This is a genomic window from Nocardia acididurans (assembly GCF_016741815.1).
GTDB classification, from domain to species: domain Bacteria; phylum Actinomycetota; class Actinomycetes; order Mycobacteriales; family Mycobacteriaceae; genus Nocardia; species Nocardia acididurans.
The window spans coordinates 1-24736 of sequence record NZ_JAERRJ010000009.1 but is presented as its reverse complement, the minus strand read 5'-3'; the positions used below and the strand labels follow the sequence as shown (position 1 = coordinate 24736).

Sequence of the window (24736 nt, the reverse complement as noted above, 5' to 3'; positions counted from 1 at the left end):
GCCCGGCACAAAGCCGAGCCTGATCCATGAAGGGAGTGGAGCCGCCTGGGGGAATCGAACCCCCGACCTTTTCATTACGAGTGAAGCGCTCTACCGACTGAGCTAAGGCGGCGTGCCTTCCGGCGGTGCGAGTCTATCGTCTCGCGCCCGGATCGCGAAAACGCGTGGTCGTGATCACGCCGACGGTCCTCCTGCCTGCCCGGACGACCGCGGTGGCCGGTCCGTGGAGCAGTTCACTCGTAATGAAAGGGTCCACGGGTCAGGAGGAGCGGGCGGCCATGAGGGTTGCGACCATGGCCGCGACGGCGAAGCGGGGTTTGACGTTGGTGTCGAGGGCTTCGCGGCAGTCCAGGACGGCCTCGATCGAGCGGAGCAGGCCCTCGGGGCGGATGTCCTCGGCGAGTTCGCGGATCTGGTCGGCCATGTCGGGGTGGGTGAGGGCCACGCCGGACTTGGAGTCGGCGGTCGCGGCGCCGAAGCGGACGGCCAGGGCGTCACGATAGAGGCCGGCGACGTCGATCAGCGCGCGGTCCAGCGCGTCACGGCCGGTGCGGGTGGCGCGGGACTTCTGGCGTTTCTCGAGTTCCTTGAGAGCGCCCGCCGAACCGCGGGTCGCGGAGGCCGCGCCCTTGCCGGTGCCGCCCGCGCCGAGGGCGACCGCGAGTTCGTCGCGTTCCTTCTCGTCTCGTTCGGCGCTGACCTGTTTGGCCTCGTCGTCGGCGGATTTCACCAGGTCGTCGGCGGCGGCGTAGGCGGCCGCGGGGCGGGCGGTGGCGGCCACCAGGGCCAGGGCCTTCTTGCGGCGGGCGCGGGCGTCGTCGTCGGTGGCGAGGCGGCGGGCGCGGCCGACGTGGCCGCCGCTGATGGAGGCGGCCCACTGGGCGGTTTTCGCGTCCAAACCGTGGGTCTCGTGCAGGACACGCGCCACGGCCTCGACCGACGGGGACGCCAAATGCACGTGGCGGCAGCGGGATCGGAGGGTGATCGAGATGTCCTCGGGGTCGACCGAGGGGGCGCACAGCAGGAAGACGGTGCGCTCCGGGGGCTCTTCGACCACCTTGAGCAGCACATTGCCGGCGGCTTCGGTGAGGCGGTCGGCATCTTCCACGACGACGACCTGCCAGCGGCCGGTACTCGGGCGGCGCGAGGCCACCTGCACGATCTCGCGCATCTCCTTGGTGCCGATACTCAGGCCCTCGGGGACTACGCGGCGCACGTCACCGTGCGTTCCGGCCATGACGGTGGTGCACGCGTGACAGCGCCCGCAACCCGGCTGCTCCGGATCGGTGCACTGCAGCGCCGCCGCGAAACACACCGCGGCCACCGAACGCCCCGAACCGGGCGGCCCGGTGAACAGCCACGAATGCGTCATTGCCGAGGACGAACCCGCCCCGCCCCGCGCGGCCACCGCGGCAGCGGTCAGTTCGGACTCGACCGCATCCTGGCCGACCAGTCGATCGAAGACACCCGCCACGTCGTACACCCTAGCGGCCGGCACCGACAGCCGGACCGACGCTCCGGCCCGACCCTCCGACGCGCCGGATCAGACCCGCTGCTGCGTGGTGTTCGCGCCGTCCAGCGCCTCCCGGATGATGTCGGCATGACCGCTGTGGTGGGCGAACTCACGGAAGAGGTTGTACAGCACATGCCGCACCGGCCAGTACTGCCGCTCCGGCGCCCACGGCGCGGTCGGAATCGGAACCCGGGCGTCGAAGCTGTCGAGCTCGCGGATCAGCTTCTCGGTCTGATCGGCGAGCGCGTCCCACTCCGCGAGCAGACCCGAAACCGTCTCCTCCGGAGCCATGCGATGCGCCGAATCCAGTTCGGACACATCGAATTCCGCGGTCTCGTCCCGTTCGATGAGCACGGTCGTCCAGTGCCGTTCGGTGGCGATGATGTGATGGAGCAACCCGCCCAGGGTCAGCTCACTGACCGTGGTGCGCTGCCGGGCCTGATCGTCGTCGATGCCGCGCACGGTGATCTGGAACAGCCTGCGCTGATCGGCCATATGGGTGATGAGGTCCTCGCGCTCCCGATCGGTCATCGAAAGTCCTTCCGCTGGTGCGTTTCCCGTGGTGACAAGCTACGGGAAGGCACCGACGGAGAGGACCCCTCGGCGGAAAACGGTCAGGACTTGGCGGAAGCGGTCTTCTTGGCGGCCGTCTTCTTCGCCGCGGCCTTCTTCGTCGTCAACCCGTCGGCCGTCTTGGCCGCCGCCTTCTTCGCCGCCGCCTTCTTGACCACCTTGGTCGCCGACGCCGCGGCCTTCTTCGCGGGCGCCTTCTTCGCGGTCTTCTTGGCCGTCTTCTTCACCGGACCGCGTGCCCGCCGATCCGCCAGCAGCTCGGAAGCCCGCTCGTCGGTGATCGACTCGACCTCGTCGCCCTTGCGCAGGCTGGCATTGGTCTCGCCGTCGGTGACATACGGACCGAACCGGCCGTCCTTGATCACCATCGGCTTCTCCGACACCGGATCCACACCCAGCTCCCGCAGCGGCGGCGCACTGGCCGACTGCCCGCCGCGCCGCTTGGGCTCCGCGTAGATCTTGAGCGCCTCCTCCAGCGTCACCGTGAAGATCTGATCCTCACCGGTGAGCGACCGCGAATCGGTGCCCTTCTTCAGATACGGGCCATAGCGCCCGTTCTGCGCGGTGATCTCCGCGTTCGACTCGGGATCCACACCCACCACACGCGGCAGCGACAGCAGCTTCAACGCGTCGTCGAGCGTGATCGTGCCCAAATCCATGGATTTGAACAGAGATCCGGTGCGCGGCTTGGGCGCGGCCACCTTCTTCGCGGACTTCTTCGCCTCCGGCTCCTCCGCCGGCTCCGGCAGGATCTCGGTCACGTACGGACCGAAACGTCCTTCCTTGGCGACGATTTCGTGCCCGGTCGCCGGATCCACACCCAGCGAGCGACCCTCCTGCGGCGTCGCGAACAGCTTCTCCGCGACCTCCGGGGTCAGTTCGTCCGGCGGCAGCTCATCGGGCAGGTTCGCCCGCTGCGACACCGGATCCCCTTGCGGGTCATCGGGATTGACGACCATACGCTCCAGGTACGGGCCGAACTTGCCGACCCGGACCACCACGTCGCGGCCCTCGTCATCGCTGAAAAGCTTGATGGAGTTGACTTCTCGCGCATCGATCCCGTCGAGACGATCCCCGACCATGCGCTTGAGGCCGCCCTCGCGAGCCACCGAACCGTCGGCACCGTGATCGCCACCGAAATAGAAGGAGGACAACCAGTTTCCGCGCTGCTCGCGGCCACCTGCGATGGCGTCGAGATCATCCTCCATGGCCGCGGTGAAGTCGAAGTCCACCAGCCGCCCGAAGTGCGCCTCCAGCAGACCGATCACCGCGAACGCCACCCACGACGGCACCAGCGCGCTACCGCGCTTGTACACGTACCCGCGATCGAGAATCGTCTTGATGATCGAGGAGTACGTGGAAGGGCGGCCGATGCCGAGCTCTTCCAACGTCTTGATCAGCGACGCTTCGGTGAATCGCGGCGGCGGATTGGTGGTGTGCCCGTCCGGCGCCAGCTCCACCGCCGACACGCCCTGGCCCTCGGTCAACGCGGGCAGGCGCGACTCGGCGTCGTCGGACTGGCCGCCCGCCTCCTCGTCGACACTCTCCACGTACGCCTTCAGGAAGCCCGCGAAGGTGATGGTCCGGCCCGACGCCGAGAACACGCACTCCTCACCGGAGGTCGCGTTACCGGTGACCCGGACCGTCAGCGTGGTGCCGCGCGCGTCCTGCATCTGCGAGGCCACCGTGCGCTGCCAGATCAGCTCGTACAGGCGGAACTCGTCATTGTCGACCCGCGAATGCAGCTGGCCCGGCGTCATGAACACGTCACCGGAGGGGCGGATCGCCTCGTGTGCCTCCTGCGCGTTCTTCACCTTGCGGGTGTACTGCCGCGGCGTCGGGCTCACGTACTCCGCGCCGTACAGCTGCGTCGCCTGCGCCCGCGCCGCCTGGATCGCGGAATCCGACAGCGTGGTCGAGTCGGTACGCATGTAGGTGATGTAGCCGTTTTCGTACAGTCGCTGCGCCACCCGCATGGTGCGCTCGGAGGTGAAGCGCAGCTTGCGCGCCGCCTCCTGCTGCAACGTCGAGGTCATGAACGGCGCGTACGGCTTGCGCGTGTACGGCTTGGACTCGACCGAGCTGACGGTGAAATCCACCCCGTTCAGCGATTCCGCGAGCCGCTGGGCATAGCCGGCATCCAGCACGACCACGCCGGACGCGGACTTCAACTGCCCGTCGGATCCGAAGTCGCGCCCGCTCGCCACCCGGGAACCGTTGACGGTGACCAGGCGCGCGCCGAAGACCCGCGGGTTTCCCTCGCCCTGATCGCCCGCGTCGAGCTTGGCCGCGATATCCCAGTACTCCGCGGACCGGAACGCCATGCGCTCCCGCTCGCGCTGCACGATGACGCGAGTCGCCACGGACTGCACACGGCCCGCCGACAACCGCGGCATGACCTTCTTCCACAGCACCGGCGACACTTCGTAGCCGTACAACCGGTCCAGGATGCGCCGCGTCTCCTGCGCGTCGACCAGATCCTTGTCCAGTTCGCGCGTGTCGGCCGCGGCGGCCTGGATCGCGGACTCGGTGATCTCGTGGAACACCATGCGCCGGACCGGCACCTTCGGCTTCAGCGTCTCCAGCAGATGCCACGCGATGGCCTCGCCCTCGCGGTCGGGGTCGGTGGCGAGGTAGAGCTCGTCGGCATCGGCGAGCAGGCTCTTCAGCTCGCCGACCTTGGCCTTCTTATCCGGGCTGACCACGTAGATGGGCTCGAAGTCGTTGTCGACGTCGACGCCGAGGCGGGCCCACTGCTGTCCCTTATATTTCGCGGGTACATCCGCCGCACCACGCGGCAGGTCGCGAATATGACCGACGGACGCCTCGACGACATAGCCGCGGCCCAGATAGGGCGCGATCTTCTTGGCCTTCGTCGGCGACTCCACGATCACGAGACGACGCAGGTTACGGCCCTGGTCGGGTGCTGAATTCGGCGCTGCACCGCGGTCTCGTGTTGCCACCGGCGAACACACCTTTCCTGTCGATCCGCGCGGCGCTGGTGCGCGCGATACGCGGCTGGGGCAAGCGGCGGCGACTACTGATATCGCTGCCAGCAACGTTTATACCCTGTTCAATGGCTGCGTCTCGGCTGCAGCGGCGATGTGGCCCCGGGTTGTGATCGAGTGTAATGGGTCCAGATATGGGTCGTCCCCCACCGCCGGGTGGCGATGGGGGACGGAACCTTATGGGGTAGGCCCGCTATCAGAGCGCGCGAACACCAGTGGCCTGCGGGCCCTTGGTGCCCTGGCCGACCTCGAATTCGACCTTCTGGTTCTCCTCGAGGGTGCGGAAGCCCGTTCCCTGGATCTCGGAGTAGTGGACGAAGACGTCAGCGGAGCCGTCCTCGGGCGCGATGAAGCCGAACCCCTTCTCCGCGTTGAACCACTTCACAGTTCCCTGTGCCATTCTGTTCCTTCTCTTTCCATACCGGAACGGCGGACAAGTAGGTTCGTCCACCGGGTCCGTTGAGACCGCTGTACTCTGTTCCCCCTGCAGGAAAGCACCCAGTACACCGTTCGCAACATCGATCCTGCTGATGGTTTGGACTTTGGATCCGTCCCTCGAACACAGAAGCTTGCGACCAGGAACCAGTGAACCATGTCTTCGCGCAATTCAACAGCCGAGTTACCCACAATTTGCAAAAAAGTTGATCTTGCGAATGTGCAGGTGAGGGGCGTAATGCCCAAATCCGTACTCGAAGTTGGTTTGCTTCCGAATAACAGAGCGAGCATCTGGCAAACCGGGTGTGAGCCAGGTCGCTACTCTGTAGTGAAATGGCAGGTAGACCTGTGGAGGCACACACCGTTCGCACCCCGTGTGCGTGTCGAGGTGTCGGTTCGATGAAAGCCACCGACCATACGGACCGGTCTGAAATAGCCTGCGACCCCAGCTACGGTCAATCGTTGCTGAATCGTGTCCTAACCAGCTTCGACGCCGGTGACCCGCGCCTCACCCATGTACGAGAGCTACCGCCACGGGCCGCCCAGGTCACGGAATGGCCCGAATGGATATCCGCGGACGTGCGCGCCGCGGTACAGGGCATCGGGGTCGACGCACCCTGGGCGCACCAGACCAGGGCTGCGGACATCGCCGCAGGTGGCGGGCATGTTGTGCTGAGCACCGGGACGGCTTCGGGGAAGTCGCTGGCCTACCAGATGCCGGTGCTGACAGCCCTGCAGCAGGATCCGCGGGCCACCGCGCTGTACCTGTCGCCCACCAAAGCGCTGGGTGCCGACCAGTTGCGGATGGCCACCGAACTCACCGATGCCGACCCGTTGCGCGGGATTCACCCCGCCCCCTACGACGGGGACACACCGCAGGAGATACGGCAGTGGGTACGCGCCAACTCCCGGTGGGTATTCACCAATCCGGACATGCTGCACCTGGGCATGCTGCGCTCCCACGAGCGCTGGGGCCGGCTGCTGCGACAGCTGCGCTATGTGGTGGTCGACGAATGCCATACCTACCGGGGCGTATTCGGCTCCCACGTGGCCCTGGTGCTGCGCCGACTCCGGCGCATGGCCCAGCGGTACGGAGCCGACCCGGTGTTCGTGCTGTGCTCGGCCACCACGAGCGACCCCGCGCATACGGCCTCGAAACTCATCGGCGCACCGTGCACCGCGGTCACCGAGGACGGGTCGCCCCAGGGCGCGCGGACCGTGGCGCTGTGGGAGCCGCCACTGGTCGGCGGGGGCCTGACCGGCGAAAACGGTGCCGCGATCCGGCGATCCGCGGGGGCCGAGGCCGCGAAGGTCATGGCCGAACTCGTGGCCGAGGGGGCGCGGACACTCACCTTCGTGCGGTCGCGGCGGGGCGCGGAACTCATCGCGATGGATACCCGGCGACTGCTCGCGGAGGTGGATACCGCACTGCCGGAACGCATCGCGGCCTACCGATCGGGGTACCTCGCGGAGGATCGGCGGGCGCTGGAGACCGCGCTGTCGGAGGGATCGCTGCTGGGTGCGGCCACCACGAACGCCCTCGAACTGGGCGTGGACATCGCCGGACTGGACGCCGTCGTGGTGGCCGGGTACCCGGGGACCGTCGCCTCGTTCTGGCAACAGGCCGGGCGCGCCGGGCGGCGCACCCAGGGATCGTTGGTGCTGCTCATCGCCCGGGACGACCCGCTCGACACCTATCTCGTGCACCATCCCGAAGCGCTGCTGGGGCGGCCTATGGAGGCCAGCATCACCGACCCGCACAACCCGTACGTGCTCGGTCCGCACCTGCTGTGCGCGGCCATGGAACAGCCGCTCACCGATGCCGAAGTGCTGGATTACGGTGCGTGGGAGCTGCTTTCGGGGCTCGCGCGCCAGGGCGTGATCCGGCGGCGGCCGGGTGCGGGGCGGGACGGGTCGGCGCGGTGGTTCGTCACTGCGGACTCACACCCGCACGATGCGGTGGACGTGCGCGGAGGCATAGGCGCGGCCGTCGCCATCGTCGAGAGCGAGACCGGCCGGATGCTCGGCACCACCGACGCCGGGCGGGCGCCGGCCACCCTGCATCCCGGGGCCGTGCACCTGCACCAGGGCGAGAGCTATGTGGTCGACGAACTCGATCTGGACGAGGGCATCGCGCTGGTACACGCCGAAACGCCTGGTTGGACGACCAGCGCGCGAGCCGTGACCGCCCTCGAGATCGAGGAGGTGACCGAGGAGCGCGTGCACGGCACGGTCACCACGGCACTGGGCCGGGTGTTCGTGACACGGCAGGTCATCGGGTATCTGCGCAGGCTGCCCAGCGGTGAAGTGCTCGACATGGTGTCGCTGGACATGCCCGCCCAGACCCTGCCCACCCGGGCCGTGTTCTACACGGTCACGCCGGAGTTGTTGCGGCGGGCCGGAATCGACGCCAAGCACGTGGCCGGGGCACTGCATGCGGCCGAGCACGCGGCCATCGGGATGCTTCCGCTGGTGGCGACCTGCGATCGATGGGATATCGGCGGAGTGTCCATCGCCGAACATCCCGACACCGGGCTGCCCACGGTGTTCGTCTACGACGGGCATCCCGGTGGAGCCGGTTTCGCCGAGCGCGGATTCGCGCGGCTGCGGCACTGGCTGACGGCGACGCTCGCGGCCATCCGATCCTGCGGATGTGCGAGCGGGTGCCCGTCCTGCGTACAGTCACCGAAGTGCGGGAACGGCAACAATCCGCTGGACAAGGCCGGTGCGGGACGCCTGCTGGCCGAAGTGCTGGCGGAGCTGGGCGATGATGACGAGGGCGCTTCCGAACCGTGATGCCGCCGTCTCCTGAGCGACATCACGGCGACACCCGACCAACTGGTAGGCACGCGGCAACTGGGCGGTATCGGGCGAGGTGCCGGGCACTGCCACCCGAGTCGTGCGGTGTGAACCGCTCAGCCGATTAAAAAGGGATGTGATCCTGTTAACTGGAGGGTTGCTCCGTTCGATAATGTCGCTACCGCATTTACCTGTGCATTCATTCCATTCGACCTTAAGGAACGAATTGGAATGTGATCGGCGGCCAAACTAATCGCCTACCACTTTGATCGGAATTCGGTATTGATCGACACGCGGTGTGGCGTGCGCCATCGAATTTCTAACCAACCGCTCGGTACGAGTTAGTCGTATCCGACTTCGCTAGTCGGTATCTCCGGCCGGGCCTGCCCGTGCCATCGTACGAACCGGTCGCTCGCCCAGTAGACCGAGTGACATCCGAGCCTCCACGGTGACGGTCACATCCCACTCGGCGACCACACAATCGACCACCCGCACACCCATGCGGCGAGCGATCTCACCGGCCCGGGCACACCCGGCCGCCGCACCCTGATCGAGCGCACCCGCCGCAGCCAGTGCGGCCAGATCCGCCGCCGACTGGGCGTGGTGACGACCCACCGCCGCCACCCCCACCTGTCCGATCAGTAGTGACATGGCCAACAGAGCCAGCAGCCCCAGACATGCGGCCGGAGTCACACCGCCCGCGTCTGTGCGGGTGCGGGTACGGCGAGATGTCACGGCTCACCCTCCGGTTCCCGGGCAGCCACCGCCTCCGCGCGCAGTGACAGCGGCAGCAGTGGCGTCCGAGCGGTCACCACCGCGACCACCAGCTCATGTTCGGCGCGCACGGTGACCACGGCCCCGGGCGGTGCCACCTGCCGCGCCACCGATACGGCCCGCGCCTCGTCTCCCCGCGCGGCCAGCCGTGCGGCCTCGCGAGCGGCGTCGACACAGCGCACCTGTGCCGACGCCGCCAGCACCATCCCGACACACGCGATCAGCACCGCGACCAATGCGACCAGCGCGATGGCCGCCTCGACGGTCGCCATACCCCGGTCACCACCCGGGTGACACCCGCTCGGCCTCACCCGACCGAGGTCGACAACGCCTTGTCGATGATCCGCGTCAGCGCGTTGACGATGCTGTCGCCGGTCACCACCGAATACAGCACGGCACCGAAGGCCGCCGCCGCAATCGTGCCGATCGCGTACTCGGCCGTACTCATCCCCTCCTCCCCCGCCGCCGCCAGCAGCACGCGCGCACGCAGTTCCACTCCGACATTCCGCACCACAGATCGCACAGTCACTCCTCTCCACACTCCGGCACAGACGGTCCGCGCCGCTGTCACACCGGCACGGACCACCCGCGCCGTCCTCACACCGGCGCGGAACACCCGCGCCGGCCCACCCCCGGCCGCTCACAGCAGGCCACCCCCGAGCACACGACCGGCCAGGCCGATCACCACCGGCACGATCCCGAGGCACACGAACGCCGGCAGAAAACACAAACCCAGCGGCCCGCCGAGCAGCACCCCGGCCCGCTCGGCGCGAGCCGCCGCCGCATCCTCCACCGCGGACCGGCGCTGCTCGGCCAACTCGGTGACACCACCCGCCAGGCCCGCCCCCGACCGCGCCGAACGCCGCACCATCCGCACCAGCGCTCCCACCGTCTCGTCCGCGCAACCGGAAGCCGCCTGCTCCCACGCGGTCACCGGATCCGCCCCGAGCGACAACAGATCCGCGGCGCGGCGCAGCACAGCGCCCAGCGGTTCGGGCGCGCCACCGGCGACAGCACCGGCCGCCGCAGCCGCGGGCAGACCCGCACGCAGGCACGCGGCGAACAGATCCAGCGCCCCCGCCGCCGCCATCGGATCGGCCGCCCCACCCGAATCCCGCACGCCGCGAACACTTCCGAGCCGCGCCCGGTGGGTTCCCCGCAACCGCCGCAGCGCACCGGTGCGGCCGGGAGCCAGCAGAACAGCCACCGCCACGAGCACCAGAGCGACCGAAAGGTGGTACATCGCAAAGCCTTTCCCCGACATGCCCGCCGGACCCGAGCCGCCCGGAATCCCACAGCAGTACCTGTCAAACGAGCCGACAACTCCGGAGCACCGCAGATCCGGCCGATGCCGCAGCCATCGACTCGAAGCCGAGCGCCCCAGCCTGACCGCCTGGTCGGCTGGGTCTCACGGCCTGTTGCCGCCGGGGCCGCAGTGGCTGACGGCGGCCGCTCCGAGGTGTTCGATGCGGGTGGTGCGAGGCGGTGCTCATCGCAGTACCCGGGCGGTGATGGCGTCCGTCCACAACAGGCCGGCACAGGCCAGACCGACCCCCAGGGGGAGCAGGAGGGTGCCTGCCGCCGAATCGAACAGCACCAGCAGTGGCGCGGCGCCCATCAGTTGCCCCAAGCCCACCCCGAGCAGCGGCAGGCCCGCCAACACCGCGGCGGTCGCCCGCGCACCCGCGAGGGCTGCGCGCGTACGTTCACGGAACCTGTTGCGCCCCTGCAGGTCTGCTCGTGCCGCCGCCAACAACTCCGCGAGCGCCAGACCATGACTCTCGGCAACCTGCCACGCCTCCGCGAGTCGCGAGAGCTCCACCGCCACCACGCTGTCCGGGCGGCGCAGGGCCTCGGCGCCGGAGCCGCCGAGTCGGCTTCGCGCGGCACTCACCGAGAAGGCGCGCGCGACATCACCGGCGGAGCCACCGGCAGCAGTCACGCCGGGCGATATCCGCGCGCCGACCCCATGGGGGAGCCCGCCCACGGCAGCCCTACCGCCGGCAACCCTGAGCGGCTCTCCAGGGACCGGGCTTCCATCGGGTGTCCCTCGCATGGCATCGGCGACAGCGATCTCCCGGGCAGCCGCCTCGGCCGCCGCGCTCGGATGAGCGCCGACTCGGAGCTCGCTGATCACGGTCTCCAATCCCTCCAGCAGCCGGACACTTTCGGCCTTGCGCCGGGCCTCTCGCGCAGCGCGCCCGCGCCGGACCACGAACGTCGCCGACGCCAGAGTCGCCGCGATCATCGGGCCCGCACCCAGCAGGAGCAGAGTCGGCAAACCTGCCCCGACCCCCAGACGAATCAACCAGGCGGTCCGGCACTTTCGCACCCGGCTGCGGCCGTACACTCGCGTGAACCGCCGGCGGGCGGCCGGTACCGGCGCCACCAGCAGGGCGAGTGCGGTACAGACCAGCGCGAATTCGATATGACCAGCCACCCCCGCAAGCCTCACCGGATCGTCACCACCGCTCCCTATCGCATGGCTGAACGGCCCGCCACGCAGGCACCGACCTTGTGCGGGGCAGGCTCGACGGATCACGCGTCACACCGCTCCCATCCTGGGGACAGCAGATCCCGGCGGAATTGGCGCTGGATGACCGGCTGTCAGCGTGTGCCGAGCATCGTCTGACACCGCAGGAGCCAGGGGCGGAGCCTGATCCGTCCACCACCTGCTTGCTGAGATCAACTGGTACGGGACGAGTCCCAGGTGATGAAGGCGAGGATCCAGCAGCTGTGGACGCAGGTCCTGATGACGGTGCGGGGATACGACCCAGCCGCGAACCATGCGCCGGACGAGGGGAACCGCCCCGCACACCGGAGACTTCGCCGGACGGATGTGCCGGTGCGGCAACCGGATCGGAGGTCTTCGCCAAGCTGACTCGCTTCGACTCTGCCGGTGGCACCGGCCCGGAGCGCCGCCCACCTTCCGCGTGATGCCGAGCTCGACAGGTGAGGCGCCAGCGGTGTTGTAGACCCGGCGGTTGACTGTGCCGCCACCAGGACTGCTTGTGGGGGAGGCTATTTCGGGTGGAGCAATGCTCGGGGGAGGCGGTCCGCGGAACGGCGTCACGCCCGGTGGTGTCGGAGTGAGTGCGGCTGGGGCGCAATCGGGCTGGGCGGCGGGAGCTCCCGGCTCTGGGCGGGGCGAGGGCACGGTCATCGACAGGTCCTTTCGTATGAGCGAACTGGCTTACAACTTCGGGACAGAAGAAGTGCGGTGTGGCGTCGCCTCTACCCGCGGCGGCGTCTCGACGACCCCGCTCGGGAGAGGCGTCGGCACGGCAGCCACCGCGATGCACGAGGTGCGGCGTACCCGGCTTTGATTCGAAGTACCGGGCAGGTATGAGGTTCACCGGTGATTCAGGTACCGCGGCACGCGACGATCGGCGTAGTCGGAGGGCGGTCGGCCCGGGTGTCATCGGTCGGTCCTTTCGTCGAGGAGAGTGGTGAGAAGTGCCGCGCCCCGGGTTGGGGTGGAATTGGCGGACCAGGCGGGAGCGATGTCGACCTCACCGTTGGCGCGGGTGACCACGCCTATTTCCTGGAGGGTGCGGGTGCCGTCGGGGCGGCGATGGACGTGGAGGACCACCTGTATGGCGGCCGCCAGCTGGCTGTGCAGGGCCGTGCGGGACATGCCGCCGAGGGCAGCCAATGCCTCCAGGCGGGCGGGGACTTCGCGCGGGGAGTTGGCGTGGACTGTGCCCGCGCCGCCGTCATGACCGGTGTTCAGGGCGGTCAGCAGGTCGACCACTTCCGGACCTCTGACCTCGCCCACGACAATGCGATCGGGGCGCATGCGGAGGGCTTGTCGAACCAGGTCGCGGACCGTGACCTCGCCTGCGCCTTCGACATTCGCGGGGCGGGCGACCAGGCGGACCACATGAGGATGCGGCGGAGCCAGTTCGGCGGCGTCCTCCACGCAGATGATGCGTTCGGCGGCAGGAACTTTCGCGAGCAGGGCGGCGAGTAGCGTAGTTTTTCCCGCGCCCGTGCCGCCCACCACCAGGAATGCGAGGCGAGCTCGGATGATGCGCTCGAGCAGGACCTTCGCCTCGGCGGGGATGGCGCCGGCGGCTGCCAGCGCGTCCAAGCCTTGGGAGGCCGGGCGGAGAACCCGCAGGGACAGGCAGGTACCGGCATGAGCGATCGGCGAGAGCATCGCGTGCAATCGGACGCCGAACGAATCACCCAGGGCTGCTTCGGTTCCCGGGAGGCGGCCGTCCACCCAGGGCTGAGCGTCGTCGAGGCGGCGGCCCGCCGCCAGTGCCAGACGCTGCGCCAACCGGCGCACCGCGGCCTCGTCCGCGAATCGGACAGCCGTGCGGAACAGGCCGCGGCCACGATCCACCCACACCGCATCCGGTGCGGTCACCAGCACATCGGCGACCTCCGGATCGTGCAGCAGTGGCTCCAGCACCCCGGCGCCGGTCAATTCCGTCTGCAGCAGCCGCAATGCCCGCAGCAGATCGGTATCACCGAGCACCCCGCCGGCCTCCGCCCGGATAGCCGCCGCCACCTGCGCCGGATCCGGATCACCCGCACCTTCCGCAAGCCGCTCCCGCACGCGATCCAGCAGCTCCGACGTGACCAAGCCGCTCACCGGAACCCCCGTCCGAACTCGTGCCCCACTCGCCTCGAAGCCCGCCACGCGCCGCCTCGGTCCGTCCGCGATCCGGACATGGCGAGCACTGCCACGGCGGGATCGGATTCCGAATCCGCTGGAGTAGCGACCAGCTGAGCCATCAGAGGCATCTGGCGAATCGGGTTCGGCCGGGTCATCGCACACCTGCGGCGGTGTCGGCGGCGCCTGCGACAAAGGGGCGCAAGGGGATTCGAGGCTCGGAATGAGCCGGGTGCCACTGCGGGCGATGCGGGGCAGGACGCTGCGGACGGCGCGCGGCGGACGGGCTGGACGGGAGGGAATCGGCGGATACGAGGGCATTCAGAACCGCCTCCGCGGCGGTGCGCAACGGGCCGCGGCGGCGGACGGTGAGACCGCAGCGTTCGAGGCGGTCTGCGAGGCCGGGCTGGGGGCGCACTGCCGCGAGGAGCGGAAGCCCGAGAGAATCAGCGATCTCGGAAGCACGGAGGCCACCCGGAGCCGGGCCGCGAACTATCAAGCGGACGTTGGTATTTCGGGAGCGGAGACGGGAAGCCGCCGACTCCGCGGCGGCTATGGCGCGCAGGTGAGCAGAGACGGTGAGGATCACCAGATCGGATGCGTCGAGGATCTGGGTGGCATGGGGGCCGCGTTCGGCGGAAAGGTCGCAGACCACCAGATCGCCCGCAGAGCGACCGGCCTCCAGCACCGAATGGACCGCGGTGGGAGTGAGTTCTGTTGCGGTGGAGCCTTTTCCGCAGGAGAGGACCGTCACACCCGATACCGCGGGAAGGGCTTCGTGCAGGGCGTCGGCCGATACGCGCCCCGCTTCGATGGTGAGGTCGGCCCAGCGGAGCCCCGGAGCGGATTCGAGGCCGAGCAGCAGGTCGATGCCCCCGCCGTAGGGGGCCGCGTCCATCAACAAGGTGCGGTCGCGGAAGCGGGTGGCGGCGGTGAGGGCCACCGCGGCGGCCAGGACGGATGCGCCGGAGCCGCCGACAGCTCCGGCGACCGCGACCACGACGCCGTCGTCGCGAGTGCGGTGGTCGTGCGCGGTGAAGGCCGCGATGAGGGCGTCCGACGACGCGGGCAGGGACAGGACTTGTTCCGCGCCGATTTCGGCGGCGGTCTGCCAGTCGAGCAAACCCGGGTCGGTATCTGTTACCAGGAGAATTCCCGGGCGACGCGGGCAGTCGGCGGAAATGCACTGCCGGGCGGCGGCGGTGTCGAGAACTATGACGGGTGCGGTGGTCCAGGTGTGGCGGCCCACGGGTGCGGGGTGTTCGGCCAGCGAGCGGTCGGCAGCCGCGGCGATGCGGCGGACCTCCTCGTGCAGGCGCGGGTCGGTGAGCGAGGCGAGAGCCGGAGCTGCGCCGGGGGCGTCGAAGTTCATGCAGGTCAGAGTGATCCTGCGGAAAGCGTGTCGGAAGAGGGTCTTCGGCGATTGGGGATAACCCATCGGCTGTTCACAACTGCGGGGCCGAAAGAGGTCGGACCGAACTGTCCGGAAATAGAGGACGGCCCCAGCCGGGGGGGGAGGAGGCTGGGGCCGTCGGGTTCAGCCCCGGGGGGTCGGGCTGAACGCGCCTGGACCATGTCCAGGTAATTGCGATACTACACCCAAGCCCCGCCAGGATTGCAAGTCCGCCGGGCGAGTCTTTTTCCCGCCGATAGGGCCCGGCTTCCGTCCGGCAAACCCGGGCAAACGCGCCACGATGCCCGCCGGACGCCGGCGAAACATATCCTGGACTGCGTGACAGCCGAGCGCGGACGAGTCGCCGCCTTCTTCGATCTCGACAAAACGGTGATCGCCAGGTCGAGCGCCTTCGTGTTCAGCAAGCCCTTCCTCGACCAGGGACTGCTCAGCCGGCGCGCCGTCCTGGAGAGCAGCTACGCCCATTTCCTGTTCCTGCTCTCCGGCGCGGACCACGATCAGATGGAGCGCATGCGCGAACACCTCACCAGGATGTGCGCGGGCTGGGATGTGGAGCAGGTGCGGTCCGTGGTGGCCGAGACGCTGCACGACATCGTGGACCCGCTCATCTACGCCGAAGCCGCGGATCTCATTGCGGACCACCGGATTCGGGGACACGAGGTGATCATCGTGTCCGCGTCCGGCGAGGAGGTGGTGGGGCCGATCGCCGCGGCGCTGGGCGCGGATCATGTGGCCGCCACCCGCATGGTCGTCGAAAACAACAGGTACACAGGCGAAGTCGAGTTCTACTGCTATGGCGAGGGCAAAGTCCAGGCCATGGAAAAGCTTGCGGCCGAACATGGTTACGATCTGGAGCGGTGCTACGCGTACTCCGATTCGGTCACCGATCTGCCGATGCTGAGCGCGGTCGGGCATCCGACGGCGGTGAACCCGGATCGGGCGTTGCGCAAGGAAGCCGTCGCGCGCGGGTGGCCGGTGCTGACGTTCGAGAACCCGGTGTCGCTGTGGGCGCGGCTGCCGGCGCCGTCGACGACGACGGTGGCGGCGAGTGTGGCGGTGGGGCTCGGGGCGGTGGCCGCGGGTGCGCTGAGTTATCGGCTGCTGCGGCGGAAACGGTAGCCGGGCGGAATGCCGGAACAACACGAAACGCCCGAGTGTCAGAAAAGCGCGACACGCCGAGTATTTGAAAGTTTCCCCAGCTCTTGATGTGAGGGCGCTCACAGAGTAACAATGGATTGCACGGAAGGACGGAAGGCCAAGATCGGATCGGAAGAGAAGGTTCGTTCTCCCATCCCACCCTTCCCAGCACGGACACCAGGCACCCACGCGGAGCACGCCGCGACAAGGGCACGAGTGTTGTGGGCCTGCGTTATCCGCGGTTTCGACGGCGGGAGCCTCGCACGAGATGCGGGGATGAACCGACGAAGCCCGGAGAGCTCGCCGAGGCCGAAAATCACAACCCGAACAGCACGCTTGGTAACCGGGTAGTCCGTGCTAGCGGGCGGTGAGGTCGCATCAGCGACAACGCCGCCCGCTTTGACGTGCGGGGGACGACTCCCCTGCCCCTCAGGGGCTCCGCCCCCGAACCCCCACCCGCAGACGCTGCGCTCGCCCCGAACCCCCACCCGCGGACGCTGCGCTCGCCCCCGAATCCCAACCACGGACGCGCTGCGCTGTCAGGGGGCTTCGGCCCGACTCCTCAATCCCGGAACGCTACGCCGTCAAGGGCCTTCGTCACTGAACCCCGACCGCGAAAGCCCGCGCTCTCAGGGGCTTCGGCCCTGGCCGCCCCGAACTTCCAGTGCGCCGGGGTACCGGCTCCCGGACTCCCGATCCCGGGCTGCTGAGGCCTTCGTATCCGAACCCTGTGCCGCACAGGGTGTTAAGAGGTGTTTACCCGGCGGCGGCGTCTGCGATGGAGCGGGCTTCTCGGGCGCCGTCTTCCAGAGCGCCGCAGGTGAAGATGACCCAGCCGCCTACGCCTTCGGGGGTGCCCATGCCGAAGGAGGCGGAGGCGTCGAGGTAGGCCTGGCGGCGGCGGAGCCAGAAGACTTCGGGGACGCCGAGGCTGTGGGGGTCGAGGCCGCTGGACACCGCGACGAGGCGGGAGGCGGCGCGTGCGACTATTCCGTCACCGGTGCCGAATGGCTTGAGCGCCAATAGCTCTCCGTGAACTACGGCGGCGACCACGGGGGCGGGGGCCTTGGTGGTGGTGATGGTCTGGGTGAGCAGGTCGAGGCGTTCGGCTACGCCGGGGACGTTGCGGGGGCGGCCGAGGAGTTGATGGTCTTCGACCATGTCGGCGGCGGCGAGGAGGTGGAGGCGGGCCAGCGCCTGGAGGGGGGCGCGCTGCCAGACGCCCACCAGGTTGGTGAGGGCTTCACCGTCGAGCGCCTGGCCGACGCGCAGGGCGCCCGCGAGGATGGGGTCTTCGACATTGCCGTCGGCGGGGAGGTCGATGGTGCCGCCTTCGATGGCGGCGGAGGAGCGGGCCGCGCGAACGGCGGCTTCGGCGGCGGTGGTGGGCCAGCCGCGGCGGTTCGTCTTGTGGCGATGCACTTCGGCGAGTGCGTCGCGGGCCTTGTCGGCGGCTTCGCGCACGCCGGGTAGGTCGACGAGGGGCTGCAGCGGGTCGGTCACGAAAGACCAGGCTACCGACGCCCCGGACCGCGTCCGCCAGCGCCTCGGCCGCGTCCACGCCGAGAATGCCGTGCACCGCGCGCCACTGCGACCGCTGGTCCGGGGACCGACGGCGACGCTACGGCCACTGTCTTCGCAGACCAGCGCTCCGCTCGGTTCAGCGAGCGTGCCCGGCAACCCAGACCGCGGTCCGGCGCGGCTCGGCGAGCGTGGTCGGCAACTCAGACCGCGGTCCGGCGCGGCTCGGCGAGCGTGGTCGGCAACTCAGACCGCGGTCCGGCGCGGCTCGGCGAGCGTGCCCGGCAACTCAGACCGCGGTCCGGCGCGGTTGTGCGGGCGTGGTCGGCGCGACACCGCGCCGGCTCGTTCCGTTCATGAGTGCTGCCCTCAGCTCACCAGCAGATCCCGGCCGGGAATGGCGTCCAGGAGGCGCTGGGTGTATTCGGACTGCGGGGAGTCGAATACGGCTGTGGTGGAGGCGGATTCGACCACTCGACCCTGTTGCATGACGACGACGTTGTCGGCGATCTGGCGGACTACGGCCAGGTCGTGGGTGATGAAGAGGTAGGAGAGGCCCAGTTCGGCCTGGAGTTCGTTGAGCAGGTTCAGGATCTGGGCTTGGACCAGTACGTCGAGGGCGGAGACGGCTTCGTCGCAGACGACCAGTTCGGGTGAGAGGGCGAGGGCGCGGGCTATGGCGACGCGTTGGCGTTGGCCGCCGGAGAGTTCGCCCGGGTAGCGGGCGGCGACGCTCGACGGCAGGGCCACCAGGTCGAGGAGTTCGCGGACGCGGGTGTCCTGTTCGGGGCGGGTGCCGATCTTGTGGGTGCGCAGGGGTTCGGCGATGGTGCGGTGGATGGAGTAGGTGGGGTCCAGGGAGCCGTAGGGGTTCTGGAAGATGGGCTGGACGCGGCGGCGGAAGGGCATGCGGTCGTGGCGGGCGAGGTGGGCGACTTCGCGGCCGTCGAAAGTGACCGAGCCGGAGGTGGGGGCGAGCAGGCCGAGCACCATCTGGGCGACTGTTGTTTTGCCGGAACCGGATTCGCCGACGATGGCGGTGGTGGTGCCGCGGCGCAGCCGGAAGGAGACGTCTTCGGCGGCGGCGAGTTCGGTGTGCTTCCAGGGCACCGAGCCGCGGATGCGGTAGCGCTTGGTGAGTCCGTCGGCCACCAGGATGTCGTCGGGGACGTCGCTGGAAACCTCTGCCGCGGCAACGTCTTCGGCGAGTTCGCGGATGCGTTCCCGGGTGCGGACGGCGGACAGTCGCTGTGAGGCGAGCGAGGGTGCGGCGTCGACCAGCCGGCGGGTGTACTCGTGCTGTGGATCGCGCAGAATGTCCAGGGCCGGACCGGATTCCACGACGCGCCCGCGATACATGACCACGAGGTGTTCGGCGCGTTCGGCGGCCAGTCCGAGGTCGTGGGTGATGAGCAGGACGGCGGTGCCGAGTTCGGCGGTGAGCCCGTCGATGTGGTCGAGGATCTGCCGCTGCACGGTGACGTCGAGCGCCGAGGTGGGTTCGTCGGCGATGAGCAGTTTCGGGCGCGCGGACAGTCCGATGGCGATGAGCGCCCGCTGCCGCATGCCGCCCGAGAACTCGTGCGGGTACTGGTTGATCCGTCGTTCGGCGTCGGGGATGCCGGCTTCCGCGAGCAGTTCCACGGCCCGCTGCCGGGCGGCTCGCCCGCGTGCGATGCCGTTGGCCGCCAGGGTTTCGGTGATCTGGTAGCCGACCTTCCACACCGGGTCCAGGTTGGACATGGGGTCCTGCGGCACGAATCCGATGCCGTTGCCGCGCACCGCGACCAGGTCGGCGGCGGAGGCCCGCGCGAGATCCTTGCCGTCGAACAGGATTCGTCCCGACGCGATCCGTCCCGCCCCGGGCAGCAGGCCGATGACAGCGTGCGCGGTGGTGGATTTCCCGGACCCGGATTCGCCGACGATGGCCACGGTCTGCCCCGGATACACGGTGAGATCCACCCCGCGCACGGCGTTCACGCTCCGCTCCCCCGTGCCGAAAGCCACGTTCAGGTCCCGGATTTCGAGCAGTGGTTCGGTCATCGCCGCCTTCCCTTCGGGTCGAGCGCGTCCCGCAGTGCGTCGCCGAGCATGATGAAGCCGAGCACGGTGAGCGCCAGCGCCGTCGCCGGATAGAACAGGATGAGTGATCCCGCCCGCAATTGCCGTTGTCCCGCAGCGATATCCGCGCCCCAGGACACCTCGGTGGGCGGCAGTCCGACGCCGAGGAAGGACAGTGTCGCCTCGGTGACGATGAATACTCCGAGCCAGATGGTGGTCACCACGATCACCGGCCCGATGGCGTTGGGGATGATGTGCCGCAGCAGGATCCGGAACCGGGACACGCCGAGCGCCTCGGCGGCGGGCACGTAGTCGCTGCCCTTGGCGGAGATGACCGCGCCGCGGGCGATGCGCGCCACCTGCGGCCAGGTGAAGGCCGCCAGGATCAGGATCACCATCCAGATGGTCCGGTCCTCCGCCAGCTGCATGATCACGATGGCGGCGAGCATGAGCGGGATCGCGTACACCACCTCCGCGATCCGGGAGATGATCGAATCCAGCGGTCCCCCATAGAATCCCGCGAGCGCTCCCAGTGTTCCGCCGACCAGTAGGAACAGCAGGGTGGCCCCGACTCCGGTGAGCACCGAGGCGCGCGCGCCGTAGATGGTGCGCGCGTAGATGTCGCAGCCCTGCAGGTCGTAGCCGAACCAGTGTTCGCGGCTCGGCGGCGCGAGGCTGAAGTCGACGGAGCAGTATCGCGGATCCTGTCCGGTGAACAGTCCGGGGAACGCGGCCACCAGCACCACCAGCAGGATGATCCCGGCGGCGACGAGGAACAGTGGTTTGCGCCGCAGTTCCCGCCAGGCCGAGCCCCAGAATCCGGCGGGTGTGCCGTGCACGTCCACCCGGTCGGTGGCCACCACTTCGACCTCGTCGGGCGGGGCGACCCAGCGTTGCTGTCCGGGCCGCGAGTTCCCCTGCGGCGCTTGTTTGTCGAGCATTCCGCGCTCCTCGTCAGGCATAGCGGATCCGTGGGTCGAGCACGGCGTAGAGCAGGTCCACGATCAGGTTCGAGATGAGAAAGACGACGATGAGCGCGGTCACGAAGGACACCACGGTCGGCGCTTCGCCGCGGACGACGGCCTGGTAGAGGGTGCCGCCCACGCCGGGGATGTTGAAGATGCCCTCGGTGACGATGGCGCCGCCCATGAGCGCGCCCAGATCCGCGCCGACGAAGGTGATCACCGGGATGAGCGAGTTCCGCAGAATGTGCACGACCACCACCCGCCGCCGCGACAGCCCCTTGGCGGTGGCGGTGCGCACGAAGTCGGCGTCCTTGTTCTCCGCCACCGAGTTTCGCGTCAGCCGCAGCACGTAGGCGAACGACAGCGAGGCGAGCACCAGGGCGGGCACGATGAGCCGCGGAATGCTGACGTCGGAGCCGACGGTGACGGGCGCTATCCCCCATTTCACGCCGAACAGGAACTGTGCCAGGAAGCCGATCACGAAGATGGGCATGGCGATCACGATCAGGCTGGCCACCAGCATGGTCGAGTCGAACCAGCCGCCCTTGCGCAGTCCGGCGATCACGCCGAACACGATTCCGAACAGGGATTCGAAGAAGACGGCCAGCAGCGCGAGCCGCAGGGTGATCGGAAAGGCCTGCGCCAGGACGTCTTTCACCGGCCGCCCGGAGTACGAGGTGCCGAGGTCGAAGGTGAAGATGCCCTTCAGATAGTGCCAGTACTGCGCCCAGAACCCTTGATCCAGCCCGTATCTGGCTTTCAACTGGGCTTCCAGCGCGGGTGTGAGGGTGCGCTGCCCGGCCAGCGCGGTCACCGAGCCGCCGGTCACCTTGTAGATCAGGTAGTAGATGAGCAGGGTCGCGCCGAAGAACACCGGGATCATCTGCAGCAGCCGCCGCACTATGTACCAGGCCACGCCGTCACCTCCGATCGTGCTGCGCCGCAGCTCATTTCAGTTCGAGGTTCTCGAAGTCGGCGAGCCCGTTCCAGCAGATGGTGACGTTGTCCACCCGCTTGGAGTAACCGGCCGAGTTGATGTAGTCGAAGATCGGGATGGTGGGCAGGTCGCGCAGCAGCACCGACTGCGCCTCACCCACCAGCCGCCACGAGTCCTGTTCGGTGGGAGCGGCTTCCGCCGCCGCGATGAGCCGGTCGTATTCCGGGTTCCGGTATTCCACGTCGTTGGTTTCCGAGGTGGACAGGAAGCCGGGTTCCAGGAACTGCAGCATGGTCGGGTAGTCGCCCTGCCAGCCGTAGCGGAACGGCGTGCCGACGGTGCGGCTCACCACCTTGTCGCGCAGTTGCTTGAAGGTCGGATACGGTGCGCCGACGGCTTCGATGCCGAGCGTGTTGCGAATGCTGTTGGCCAGCGCGTCGACCCAGGCCTGGTGCCCGCCGTCGGCGTTGTAGGAGATCTCGAACCTGCCGCTCCACGGTGCGATCTCGTTGGCGCGCGCCCACATTCGCCGGGCTTCGTCGGGGTTGAAGTCGAGTACCTGCGAACCCGGCAGGTCGCCGTTGTAGCCGGGCAGCACGCGCGAGGTGTAGTCGCGGGCGGGCACCCGGCTGCCCCGGAAGATCTTCTGCCCGATGGCTTCCCGGTCGATGGCCATGGAGATGGCGTAGGCGCGCAGTCGCCCCTCCTCGCCGCTGAAGTGCGGCACATTGGGCTGGATGCCGATCCATTGGTTCTGCGCGGTGGGAGCCTGGACGGCTCGGTCCCCCAGATCCGCTTTGAAGACGGTCAGCGCGCTGTCGGGGATGGTGTCGAGCACATCCAGGTTGTCCGACAGCAGATCCGAGTAGGCGGAGTCGTAGCTGGAGTAGAAGACGAAGGTCAGGCCCTTGTTGCGGGGCGGGCGGCCGCCCCGGTAGCTCTCGTTGGGCACGACGGTGAGCTGCACGTCGTGCTGCCAGGCGTTGCCGTCGGCGAATCGGTAGGGGCCGTTGCCGATCGGCCGCTGCCCGAATGCCGCCATATCGCGGAAGGCGACCTCCGGCAGCGGATAGAACGGCGCGTACGCCAGTCGGGTGCGGAAGTCGATGGTGGGGGCGACGAGGTCGACGGTGAAGGTGAGGTCGTCGATCACTCGCAAACCCGACATGGTCTGTGCGCGTGGCGGATCCGCCTGCACGTCGGTGAATCCGACGATGGGCGAGTAGGTGTAGCTCTGTAGCTGGGCGTTGGTGATGAGCGCCCCGTAGTTCCAGGCGTCCACGAAAGACCGTGCGGTGACCTTCGATCCGTCGCTGAAGGTCCATCCCGGCTTGAGCCGGATCAGGAAATGCTGCTGGTCAGTGGTCTCGATGGACTGCGCGACCTCGTCGTGCAGCATGCCCTTGTTGTCGATGTAGCGCAGGCCCGCGAACAGCCGGTCCACGACGCGCCCGCCGCCGTTCTCGTTGGTGTTGGACGGCACCAGCGGATTCTGTGGTTCGGATCCGTTGACGGCGATCATGTCCCCGTAGGCGGGTTTGATGGTGCATCCGGTCAGCGCGCCCGCGAGGAGCAGCGCGGCGACCACCGCCGCTACGGCGGCCCGGCCGGACCGGGCGAATGTTTTCCCGTGGTCCACCGGCGCTCCCGATTTTCGTTCACGGTTCGGTCATAGACGTGCTGCAACGCTAGGCCGACGATAGCGACCCGAACGGTTGCTCGCAGGGTTCCGCGCCGGATCGGGTGAAACCCGTCACGATCCGGCGAGTGGGACCTATCGGGCAGGGCAGGCCCGGTGCAGATCACAGTCCGTTAGTGTCGAAGTGGCCACGGTCACCCCGGGGCCGGACCAGCCTGCGGACAAACGAGCAGAGCAAGCGAGAGAAGAAGAGACGAGATGACCGACACAGCCGATCACCTGGATGCGTATCCACCGAGCGCTGAGTTCGCGGCCGCCGCCAACGGCGACGCGTCTCTCTACGATCGGGCCGCCACGGATCGGGAGGCGTTCTGGGCCGAGCAGGCCGGCCGCCTGCACTGGGCGCAGCCGTGGACGCGCGTCCTCGACTGGGACGACGCGCCCTTCGCCCGCTGGTTCGTCGACGGCAAACTGAATGTCGCCTACAACTGCGTCGACCGGCATGTGCTGGACGGATACGGCGACCAGGTCGCCATCCACTGGGAGGGCGAGCCCGGCGACTCCCGCGACATCACCTATGCCGAACTGCTGGCCGAGGTTTCGCGCGCCGCCAACTACATGACCGGGCTGGGGCTGGTTGCCGGGGACCGGGTCGCCATCTACATGCCGATGGTGCCCGAAGCGATCGTGGCCATCCTGGCCAGCGCGCGCCTGGGCCTCACCCACTCCGTGGTGTTCGCCGGATTCTCGCCGAGCGCGCTGCGCCAGCGCGTGGACGACGCCGAGGCCAAACTCGTCATCACCACCGACGGGCAGTGGCGGCGCGGCACCGCGGCGCCGCTGAAAACCGCTGTGGACGAGGCACTCTCGGCCGACGGCGGCGCGAAGAGTGTCGAGCACGTGCTGGTCGTACGGCGCACCGGCCTCGACGTGCCGTGGACCGAGGGCCGCGATATCTGGTGGGACGAAACGGTTTCCCTGGCATCGCCCGAGCACGAGGCGCAGGCGTTCGACTCCGAGCATCCGCTGTTCATCCTCTACACCTCCGGCACCACCGGGAAGCCCAAGGGCATCCTGCACACCTCCGGCGGCTATCTGACCCAGACCTCGTACACACACCACTACGTGTTCGATCACAAGGCCGGGCAGGACGTGTACTGGTGCACCGCCGATATCGGCTGGGTGACCGGGCATTCGTACATCGTGTACGGACCGCTGTCGAACCGCGTGACCCAGGTGGTCTACGAGGGCACCCCGAATTTCCCGAACGAGCACCGGCACTGGGAGATCATCGAAAAGTACGGTGTCACAATCTATTACACCGCGCCGACGCTGG

The 24736-nt window shown here is 68.6% G+C and carries 19 protein-coding genes and 1 tRNA gene; 3 read left to right on the top strand and 17 right to left on the bottom strand.

The annotated features are described in order from the left end of the window. Window positions 1-36: 36 nt before the first annotated feature. The 5 genes from JK358_RS23230 to JK358_RS23210 all read right to left on the bottom strand — a co-directional run bounded on the left by JK358_RS23230 (window position 37) and on the right by JK358_RS23210 (window position 5494). Window positions 37-112 (bottom strand) — tRNA-Thr (locus JK358_RS23230). Between the two features lie 147 nt (window positions 113-259). After that, complete coding sequence (locus JK358_RS23225) at window positions 260-1474, bottom strand: DNA polymerase III subunit delta' (RefSeq protein WP_201950363.1); 1215 nt, start codon at window positions 1472-1474, stop codon at window positions 260-262. Window positions 1475-1543: 69 nt separating this feature from the next. Then, window positions 1544-2044 carry a DinB family protein gene (locus JK358_RS23220; protein ID WP_201950361.1) on the bottom strand — a complete coding sequence of 167 codons (501 nt, stop codon included), beginning with the start codon at window positions 2042-2044 and terminating at the stop codon, window positions 1544-1546. Between the two features lie 83 nt (window positions 2045-2127). Next, the gene (topA, locus tag JK358_RS23215) at window positions 2128-5049 is read right to left on the bottom strand and encodes a type I DNA topoisomerase (RefSeq protein ID WP_372440705.1); all 2922 of its coding nucleotides are present in this window, start codon (window positions 5047-5049) and stop codon (window positions 2128-2130) included. 241 nt (window positions 5050-5290) lie between these two features. Further along, window positions 5291-5494 carry a cold-shock protein gene (locus JK358_RS23210; protein WP_033089373.1) on the bottom strand — a complete coding sequence of 68 codons (204 nt, stop codon included), beginning with the start codon at window positions 5492-5494 and terminating at the stop codon, window positions 5291-5293. A 434-nt stretch (window positions 5495-5928) separates the two neighbouring features. Here JK358_RS23210 and sftH point away from each other — a divergent pair, with 434 nt between their 5' ends. Next, the gene (gene sftH, locus JK358_RS23205; protein WP_201950358.1) at window positions 5929-8325 is read left to right on the top strand and encodes a DEAD/DEAH box helicase; all 2397 of its coding nucleotides are present in this window, start codon (window positions 5929-5931) and stop codon (window positions 8323-8325) included. Between the two features lie 363 nt (window positions 8326-8688). Here sftH and JK358_RS23200 read toward each other — a convergent pair whose 3' ends face one another. The 7 genes from JK358_RS23200 to ssd all read right to left on the bottom strand — a co-directional run bounded on the left by JK358_RS23200 (window position 8689) and on the right by ssd (window position 15098). Further along, a complete protein-coding gene (locus JK358_RS23200; RefSeq protein ID WP_201950355.1) occupies window positions 8689-9063 on the bottom strand; it encodes an Rv3654c family TadE-like protein in 375 nt (124 codons plus the stop codon). Beyond that, window positions 9060-9374, bottom strand: a complete 315-nt coding sequence (locus tag JK358_RS23195; RefSeq protein ID WP_201950352.1) for a TadE family type IV pilus minor pilin — start codon at window positions 9372-9374, stop codon at window positions 9060-9062. The genes JK358_RS23200 and JK358_RS23195 overlap by 4 nt, the downstream gene beginning before the upstream one ends. Window positions 9375-9409: 35 nt before the next feature. Next, the gene (locus JK358_RS23190) at window positions 9410-9598 is read right to left on the bottom strand and encodes a DUF4244 domain-containing protein (protein ID WP_201951348.1); all 189 of its coding nucleotides are present in this window, start codon (window positions 9596-9598) and stop codon (window positions 9410-9412) included. A 144-nt stretch (window positions 9599-9742) separates the two neighbouring features. Beyond that, window positions 9743-10345: a type II secretion system F family protein gene (locus tag JK358_RS23185; protein ID WP_201950350.1), complete on the bottom strand. Its 603-nt coding sequence runs from the start codon at window positions 10343-10345 to the stop codon at window positions 9743-9745. A 246-nt stretch (window positions 10346-10591) separates the two neighbouring features. Then, window positions 10592-11542: a hypothetical protein gene (locus tag JK358_RS23180; protein ID WP_307817688.1), complete on the bottom strand. Its 951-nt coding sequence runs from the start codon at window positions 11540-11542 to the stop codon at window positions 10592-10594. Window positions 11543-12520: 978 nt separating this feature from the next. After that, complete coding sequence (locus JK358_RS23175; RefSeq protein WP_201950341.1) at window positions 12521-13705, bottom strand: TadA family conjugal transfer-associated ATPase; 1185 nt, start codon at window positions 13703-13705, stop codon at window positions 12521-12523. A gap of 175 nt (window positions 13706-13880) precedes the next feature. Beyond that, window positions 13881-15098: a septum site-determining protein Ssd gene (gene ssd, locus JK358_RS23170; RefSeq protein WP_201950333.1), complete on the bottom strand. Its 1218-nt coding sequence runs from the start codon at window positions 15096-15098 to the stop codon at window positions 13881-13883. A gap of 243 nt (window positions 15099-15341) precedes the next feature. On the opposite strand from ssd, the gene JK358_RS23165 reads away from it, so the two are divergent. Continuing rightward, entirely contained in the window at window positions 15342-16259 is a 918-nt protein-coding gene (locus tag JK358_RS23165; protein ID WP_372440719.1) for an HAD family hydrolase, read from the top strand. A 774-nt stretch (window positions 16260-17033) separates the two neighbouring features. Here JK358_RS23165 and JK358_RS23160 read toward each other — a convergent pair. The 5 genes from JK358_RS23160 to JK358_RS23140 all read right to left on the bottom strand — a co-directional run bounded on the left by JK358_RS23160 (window position 17034) and on the right by JK358_RS23140 (window position 23283). Next, window positions 17034-17780, bottom strand: coding sequence for a Fic family protein (locus tag JK358_RS23160; protein ID WP_201950332.1), 747 nt, complete (start codon window positions 17778-17780; stop codon window positions 17034-17036). Between the two features lie 387 nt (window positions 17781-18167). Beyond that, window positions 18168-19841 (bottom strand): dipeptide ABC transporter ATP-binding protein, encoded by a 1674-nt coding sequence (locus JK358_RS23155; RefSeq protein WP_201950331.1) that lies wholly within the window; start codon window positions 19839-19841, stop codon window positions 18168-18170. Next, window positions 19838-20800 carry an ABC transporter permease gene (locus tag JK358_RS23150; protein WP_232851770.1) on the bottom strand — a complete coding sequence of 321 codons (963 nt, stop codon included), beginning with the start codon at window positions 20798-20800 and terminating at the stop codon, window positions 19838-19840. Before JK358_RS23150 ends, JK358_RS23155 begins: the two co-directional genes overlap by 4 nt. Before the next feature lie 13 nt (window positions 20801-20813). Next, the gene (locus tag JK358_RS23145) at window positions 20814-21740 is read right to left on the bottom strand and encodes an ABC transporter permease (protein ID WP_201950323.1); all 927 of its coding nucleotides are present in this window, start codon (window positions 21738-21740) and stop codon (window positions 20814-20816) included. Between the two features lie 31 nt (window positions 21741-21771). Further along, complete coding sequence (locus tag JK358_RS23140) at window positions 21772-23283, bottom strand: peptide ABC transporter substrate-binding protein (RefSeq protein WP_201951338.1); 1512 nt, start codon at window positions 23281-23283, stop codon at window positions 21772-21774. A 375-nt stretch (window positions 23284-23658) separates the two neighbouring features. Here JK358_RS23140 and JK358_RS23135 point away from each other — a divergent pair. Next, a partial coding sequence (locus JK358_RS23135) for an AMP-binding protein (protein WP_201950320.1) occupies window positions 23659-24736 on the top strand: 1078 nt, incomplete at its 3' end.

Coding starts and splice junctions, on each gene's coding strand:
- sftH (WP_201950358.1), top strand. CDS start 5,929: ATGAAAGCCACCGACCATACGGACCGGTCTGAAATAGCCTGCGACCCC.
- JK358_RS23210 (WP_033089373.1), bottom strand. CDS start 5,494: ATGGCACAGGGAACTGTGAAGTGGTTCAACGCGGAGAAGGGGTTCGGC.
- JK358_RS23185 (WP_201950350.1), bottom strand. CDS start 10,345: ATGTACCACCTTTCGGTCGCTCTGGTGCTCGTGGCGGTGGCTGTTCTG.
- ssd (WP_201950333.1), bottom strand. CDS start 15,098: ATGAACTTCGACGCCCCCGGCGCAGCTCCGGCTCTCGCCTCGCTCACC.
- JK358_RS23195 (WP_201950352.1), bottom strand. CDS start 9,374: ATGGCGACCGTCGAGGCGGCCATCGCGCTGGTCGCATTGGTCGCGGTG.
- JK358_RS23140 (WP_201951338.1), bottom strand. CDS start 23,283: ATGATCGCCGTCAACGGATCCGAACCACAGAATCCGCTGGTGCCGTCC.
- JK358_RS23220 (WP_201950361.1), bottom strand. CDS start 2,044: ATGACCGATCGGGAGCGCGAGGACCTCATCACCCATATGGCCGATCAG.
- JK358_RS23150 (WP_232851770.1), bottom strand. CDS start 20,800: ATGCTCGACAAACAAGCGCCGCAGGGGAACTCGCGGCCCGGACAGCAA.
- JK358_RS23155 (WP_201950331.1), bottom strand. CDS start 19,841: ATGACCGAACCACTGCTCGAAATCCGGGACCTGAACGTGGCTTTCGGC.